This is a genomic window from Streptomyces glaucescens (assembly GCF_002154375.1).
Taxonomy (GTDB): domain Bacteria; phylum Actinomycetota; class Actinomycetes; order Streptomycetales; family Streptomycetaceae; genus Streptomyces; species Streptomyces glaucescens.
Genome location: NZ_MUND01000725.1, coordinates 1 through 5675 on the forward strand (window position 1 = coordinate 1; position 5675 = coordinate 5675).

The 5675-nt window shown below is 73.7% G+C and carries 5 protein-coding genes and 1 rRNA gene; 5 read left to right on the forward strand and 1 reads right to left on the reverse strand.

Annotated features, from left to right (window positions below):
* The 5 genes from CCN42_RS35990 to CCN42_RS36010 form a co-directional block, all read left to right on the forward strand.
* A partial coding sequence (locus tag CCN42_RS35990; RefSeq protein ID WP_086741550.1) for a glycerophosphoryl diester phosphodiesterase membrane domain-containing protein occupies positions 1 to 1124 on the forward strand: 1124 nt, incomplete at its 5' end.
* A gap of 4 nt (positions 1125 to 1128) precedes the next feature.
* The gene (locus CCN42_RS35995; protein WP_086741546.1) at positions 1129 to 1941 is read left to right on the forward strand and encodes a DUF4129 domain-containing protein; all 813 of its coding nucleotides are present in this window, start codon (positions 1129 to 1131) and stop codon (positions 1939 to 1941) included.
* A complete protein-coding gene (locus CCN42_RS36000) occupies positions 1938 to 3152 on the forward strand; it encodes a DUF4350 domain-containing protein (RefSeq protein WP_086741547.1) in 1215 nt (404 codons plus the stop codon). The genes CCN42_RS35995 and CCN42_RS36000 overlap by 4 nt, the downstream gene beginning before the upstream one ends.
* Complete coding sequence (locus CCN42_RS36005; RefSeq protein WP_086741548.1) at positions 3152 to 4141, forward strand: AAA family ATPase; 990 nt, start codon at positions 3152 to 3154, stop codon at positions 4139 to 4141. Before CCN42_RS36000 ends, CCN42_RS36005 begins: the two co-directional genes overlap by 1 nt.
* A complete protein-coding gene (locus CCN42_RS36010; RefSeq protein ID WP_086741549.1) occupies positions 4141 to 5451 on the forward strand; it encodes a DUF58 domain-containing protein in 1311 nt (436 codons plus the stop codon). Before CCN42_RS36005 ends, CCN42_RS36010 begins: the two co-directional genes overlap by 1 nt.
* Positions 5452 to 5561: 110 nt before the next feature.
* Here the strand turns inward: CCN42_RS36010 and rrf are convergent.
* Positions 5562 to 5675, reverse strand: a 5S ribosomal RNA gene (gene rrf, locus CCN42_RS36015); the annotation flags it as partial.

The following is a 5675-nucleotide window of genomic DNA, read 5'->3' on the forward strand; positions in this document are numbered from 1 at the left end:
CGCCCCCGCCGCCCGGCCCGGGCTGGGGCGCACCGCCCCCCGGCGGTCCCGGCAACTGGCAGGGCCCGGCCGGCCCCGGGAACTGGCAAGGTCCCGGCCACGGCGGCTGGGGAGCCCCCTGGGGCGGCCCTCCGCCCGCGGCGAAGCCCGGTGTGATCCCGCTCCGTCCGCTCGGCGTCGGCGAGATCCTCGACGGCGCCGTGTCGACCATGCGCACCTACTGGCGCACCGTCCTCGGCATCTCGCTCACCGTCGCCGTCGTCATCGAGATCATCGTCGTCCTGCTCCAGGGCCTGGTGCTGAACGACTACGCGAACACCGACGCCCTCGGCGACCCCAGCGCCACCGTCGACGAGCTGGCCCAGGCCATGAGCGACGCCATGCTGACCTCCGGCGTCCTCTTCGTGATCTCGCTGATCGGCACCGTCGCCGCGACGGCCCTGCTGACGACCGTCACCAGCCGCGCCGTGCTCGGCAAGCCGGTCACCACCGGCGAGGCCTGGCGCGACGCCCGCCCCCAGATCGCCAAGCTGTTCGGCCTGATCTTCCTGCTGCTGCTCATCGCCGTCGGCGTCGCCTTCGCGGGCGCGCTCCCCGGCATCCTCGTGACCCTGGCCGGCGGCGGGGACGGCGGCGTCGCACTCGCCGTCTTCGGCAGCTTCGCCGGTGCCGTCGTCGCCCTGTGGCTGATGATCCGCTTCTCGCTGGCCTCCCCGGCCCTGATGCTGGAGAAGCAGAGCATCACCAAGGCGATGAGCCGGTCCGCGAAGCTGGTGCGCGGCTCCTGGTGGCGGGTCTTCGGCATCCAGCTGCTCGCCACGGTCATCGCGAACATCGTCGCGGCGATCGTCGTCATCCCGTTCACGTTCCTCGCCGCCGCGCTCGGCGGCGACGGCATCGGCGGCTTCGTCGACGGCACCGGCGACTTCGGCTGGACGTTCCTCGTCGTCAGCGGCATCGGCTCGGTGATCGGCTCCATGATCACCTTCCCGATCACGGCCGGCGTCACCGTGCTCCTCTACATCGACCAGCGCATCCGCCGCGAGGCCCTCGACCTCGAACTGGCCCGCGCCGCCGGTGTCCAGGGCTACGGTCCCGCCGCCCCCGGCACCCCCGGGAGCTGATGCGGTGAGCCTGACGGGGGCAGTCCTGTCAGCGGCGCCGGCCCTGCCCCGCGCCGCCGAGACGGCCGTACGGACCTGGTCGCCCAGCGGCGGCCCGGCCGTACGGCCGCCGCACCGCGCCCCGGCCTTCCTGTCGGCGGCCCGCTCCGGCGACGAACCGCCGCTGACCATCCCCCGCGACCCCGCACGGGAGGCGGCCCGGCGCGAACTGTCCAAGCGCATGTACCACGAGGACGACCCCGGCCTCCTCCAGCGCGCCTTCAACGCCTTCTGGGACTGGGTCGGTGACGTCTTCAGCGCCGCCTCCGCCGCCACCCCCGGCGGCATGGCGGGCCTCGTCGTCCTCATCCTCGCCGTCGTGGCCGTCCTCGCCGCGCTGTGGTGGCGCCTGGGCACCCCTCGCCGCCGTCCCGCCTCCACCGCCGCCCTGTTCGACGACCGCCCCCGCAGCGCGGCCGAGCACCGCGCCACCGCGGAGGCGCACGCCGCCCAGGGCCACTGGAACCAGGCCCTCCAGGAACGCATGCGGGCCATCGTCCGCTCCCTGGAGGAACGCGCCCTCCTCGACGCCCGCCCCGGCCGCACCGCCGACGAAGCCGCGGCCGAGGCCGGCCGCGCCCTGCCCTCCCACGCCGACCGGCTGCGCGCCGCCGCCCGCGACTTCGACGACGTCACATACGGCGGCCGGACGGCGATCCAGCCGACGTACCAGCGCATCGCCGACCTCGACCACGACCTGGAACGCACCAAGCCCCAGCTCCCCGCCGGCAGCGACCACACCAAGCCCCACCACACCGGCCAGGGGGCCGCCGGATGACGACCGAGGCCACGCTCCCTGCCACCGAGGTCACCCAACCGGCCACCTCGGCCTCCCCCACCGTCCGCCGGCTGTGGACCCGCGCCCGAGGCGTCGCCCTCGCCGTCGTCCTGCTCCTGGTGGCCGCCGTGGCGATCGCCCTCATCCGCTCCGACGCCCGGCACGGCAACCTCGACCCGCGCTCCGTCGACCCCCGGGGCAGCCGCGCCGTCGCCGAACTCCTCGCCGACCGGGGCGTCTCCACCCGCGTGGTCACCACCCTGGAGGAGGCCCGCGCGGCGGCCGGCCCCGACACCACGCTCCTGGTCGCCGTCCCCGACCTCCTGACAGCCGCTCAGCAGAACCGGCTGCACAGCGCCACCGCCGCAACCGACGGACGCACCGTCCTCGTCGCCGCGGGCAGCCCCTCCGTCGAACGACTCGCCCCCGGAGTCACCGCGGACCCCGCCACCAGCCTGGAGTCGACGCTCGACCCCGACTGCGCCCTGCCCGCCGCCCGCCGCGCCGGTACCGCCGACACGGGCGGCATCCGCTACACCACGACCCACCTCGACGCCGACCAGTGCTACCCCAGCGCGCGCCTGGCCACCCTGGTCCGGGTACCGCACGCCTCCGGGGGCGGCGACACCGTCGTCCTCGGCGCGCCCGACATCCTCCTCAACGAACGCCTCGACGAGCAGGGCAACGCCTCGCTCGCCCTCCAGCTCCTCGGCTCCCGCCCCCATCTGGTCTGGTACCTCCCCTCGCTCTCCGACAGCTCCGCCGACACCGGAGACGACAAGACGCTGCTGGACCTCCTCCCCGCGGGCTGGCTCTGGGGCAGCCTGCAGCTCTTCATCGCCGCGGCCCTCGCCGCCCTGTGGCGGGCACGCCGGCTCGGCCCCCTCGTGCTTGAGAAACTCCCCGTCGCGATCCGCGCCTCGGAAACCGTCGAAGGCCGCGCACGCCTCTACCGCAAGGCGAACGCCCGCGACCGCGCCGCCGCCGCTCTCCGCTCCACCACCCGCGCCCGCCTCGCCCCCCTCGTAGGCGTCCCCGTGGCTCAGGCGCACGCGCCCGAAGCCCTGCTCCCCGCCCTGTCCGCGCACCTCCACGGCGACGGACAGACCCCGCACTCCCTGCTCTTCGGCCCGCCGCCCGGCGACGACACGGCCCTCCTCGCACTCGCCGACCAACTCGACGCCCTCGAAAGAGAGGTACGCCGTCCATGATGGACCCGACCACTGACAACGCCGGGCAGACCGGAGACCCGGGCACCCCCCGAGCCTCCCTCGAAGCCCTGCGCGCCGAGATCGCCAAGGCCGTGGTCGGCCAGGACCCCGCCGTGACCGGCCTCGTCGTCGCCCTCCTCTGCCGCGGACACGTCCTGCTGGAAGGAGTCCCCGGGGTCGCCAAGACGTTGCTCGTCCGTGCCCTCGCATCCGCACTCGAACTCGACACCAAGCGGGTCCAGTTCACCCCCGACCTGATGCCGAGCGATGTCACCGGCTCCCTCGTCTACGACGCCCGCACCGCCGAGTTCTCCTTCCAGCCCGGCCCGGTCTTCACCAACCTCCTCCTCGCCGACGAGATCAACCGCACGCCCCCCAAGACCCAGTCCTCCCTCCTGGAGGCCATGGAGGAGCGCCAGGTCACCGTCGACGGCACCCCCCGCCCGCTCCCCGAGCCGTTCCTGGTCGCCGCGACCCAGAACCCGGTCGAGTACGAGGGCACGTACCCCCTCCCCGAAGCCCAGCTGGACCGCTTCCTCCTCAAACTGACGATCCCGCTCCCCTCCCGCCAGGACGAGATCGACGTCCTCACCCGCCACGCCCAGGGCTTCAACCCGCGCGACCTCCACGCCGCCGGCGTACGCCCCGTCGCCGGCCCCGCCGACCTGGAAGCCGCCCGCGCTGCGGTCGCCAAGACGACCGTCTCCCCCGAGATCACCGCCTACGTCGTCGATCTCTGCCGGGCCACCCGCGAATCGCCGTCCCTCACCCTCGGCGTCTCCCCGCGCGGCGCCACCGCCCTCCTCGCGACCTCCCGCGCCTGGGCCTGGCTCACCGGCCGCGACTACGTCATCCCCGACGACGTGAAGGCCCTGGCGCTGCCCACCCTGCGCCACCGCGTCCAGCTCCGCCCGGAGGCCGAAATGGAAGGCGTGACGGCCGACTCGGTCATCAACGCGATCCTCGCCCACGTCCCCGTGCCCCGCTGATGCCACTCACCGGACGCGCCGCCCTGCTGGCGGCCCTCGGCTCCCTCCCGGTCGGAATCTGGGACCCCAGCTGGACAGGCGTGCTCGCCGTCAACGGCTCCCTGGCCCTCGCCTGCGCCTGCGACTTCGCCCTCGCCGCGCCGGTACGCCGTCTCGGTCTGACCCGCTCCGGCGCCACCTCCGTACGCCTGGGCGACACCGCCGACGTCACCCTCACCGTCAGCAACCCGTCCCGCCGCGCGCTCCGCGCCCAGCTGCGAGACGCATGGCCGCCGAGCAGCTGGCAGCCGGGCACGGAGGTGGCCGCCTCCCGCCACCGCCTGACGGTCCCCGCAGGCGAACGCCGACGCGTCACGACCCGCCTGCGCCCCACCCGCCGCGGCGACCGCCACGCGGACCGGGTCACCATCCGCTCCTACGGCCCACTGGGCCTCTTCGCCCGCCAAGGCAGCCACAAGGTCCCCTGGACCGTCCGCGTCCTGCCCCCCTTCGCCAGCCGCAAGCACCTCCCGTCCAAGCTCGCCCGGCTCCGCGAACTCGACGGCCGCACGAGCGCCCTCATCCGCGGCGAAGGCACCGAGTTCGACAGCCTGCGCGCTTACGTCCCCGGCGACGACACCCGCTCGATCGACTGGCGCGCCACAGCCCGCCAGTCCGCGGTCGCGGTCCGCACCTGGCGCCCTGAACGAGACCGGCACATCCTCCTGGTCCTCGACACCGGCCGCACCTCCGCGGGCCGTGTGGGCGATGCCCCGCGCCTCGACGCCTCCATGGACGCGGCACTCCTCCTGGCGGCTCTCGCTTCCCGGGCCGGCGACCGCGTCGATCTCCTCGCCTACGACCGGGCGGTACGCGCACTGGTCCAGGGCCGTACGGCGAACGACGTGCTCCCGGCCCTGGTCGACGCCATGGCGCCCCTGGAACCCGTACTCGTCGAAACGGACGCCCGAGGCCTCACGGCAACAGCACTCCGTACGGCCCCTCGCCGTTCCCTGATCGTCCTGCTGACCACTTTGGACGCGGCCCCGATGGAAGAGGGCATGCTCCCCGTCCTGGCTCAACTGACCCAACGCCACACCGTCCTCGTGGCATCGGTGGCGGACCCCCGGATCGCCGGCATGGCAAGGGCCCGGGGAAACCTTGAGTCCGTCTACGAAGCCGCTGCCGCGGCCCAAGCCCAATCGGAACGCGACCGCATCGCCGAACAACTCCGCCGTCACGCCGTCACAGTCGTCGACGCGACGCCGGACAACCTGGCTCCAGCACTCGCGGACGCCTATCTGGCCCTCAAGACAGCAGGTCGCCTGTGAGGCACCTACGGCACAGAGGGCCCCGTTTCCGGGGCCCTCTGTGCATCGCTTCCTGCGCCGAAAAACAGAAAACCCCCGCATCTTCCGATGCGGGGGTTTTCCCAATATTTGTTCGGCGGCGTCCTACTCTCCCACAGGGTCCCCCCTGCAGTACCATCGGCGCTGTAAGGCTTAGCTTCCGGGTTCGGAATGTAACCGGGCGTTTCCCTCACGCTATGACCACC

Coding starts and splice junctions, on each gene's coding strand:
- CCN42_RS36000 (WP_086741547.1), top strand. CDS start 1,938: ATGACGACCGAGGCCACGCTCCCTGCCACCGAGGTCACCCAACCGGCC.
- CCN42_RS36005 (WP_086741548.1), top strand. CDS start 3,152: ATGGACCCGACCACTGACAACGCCGGGCAGACCGGAGACCCGGGCACC.
- CCN42_RS36010 (WP_086741549.1), top strand. CDS start 4,141: ATGCCACTCACCGGACGCGCCGCCCTGCTGGCGGCCCTCGGCTCCCTC.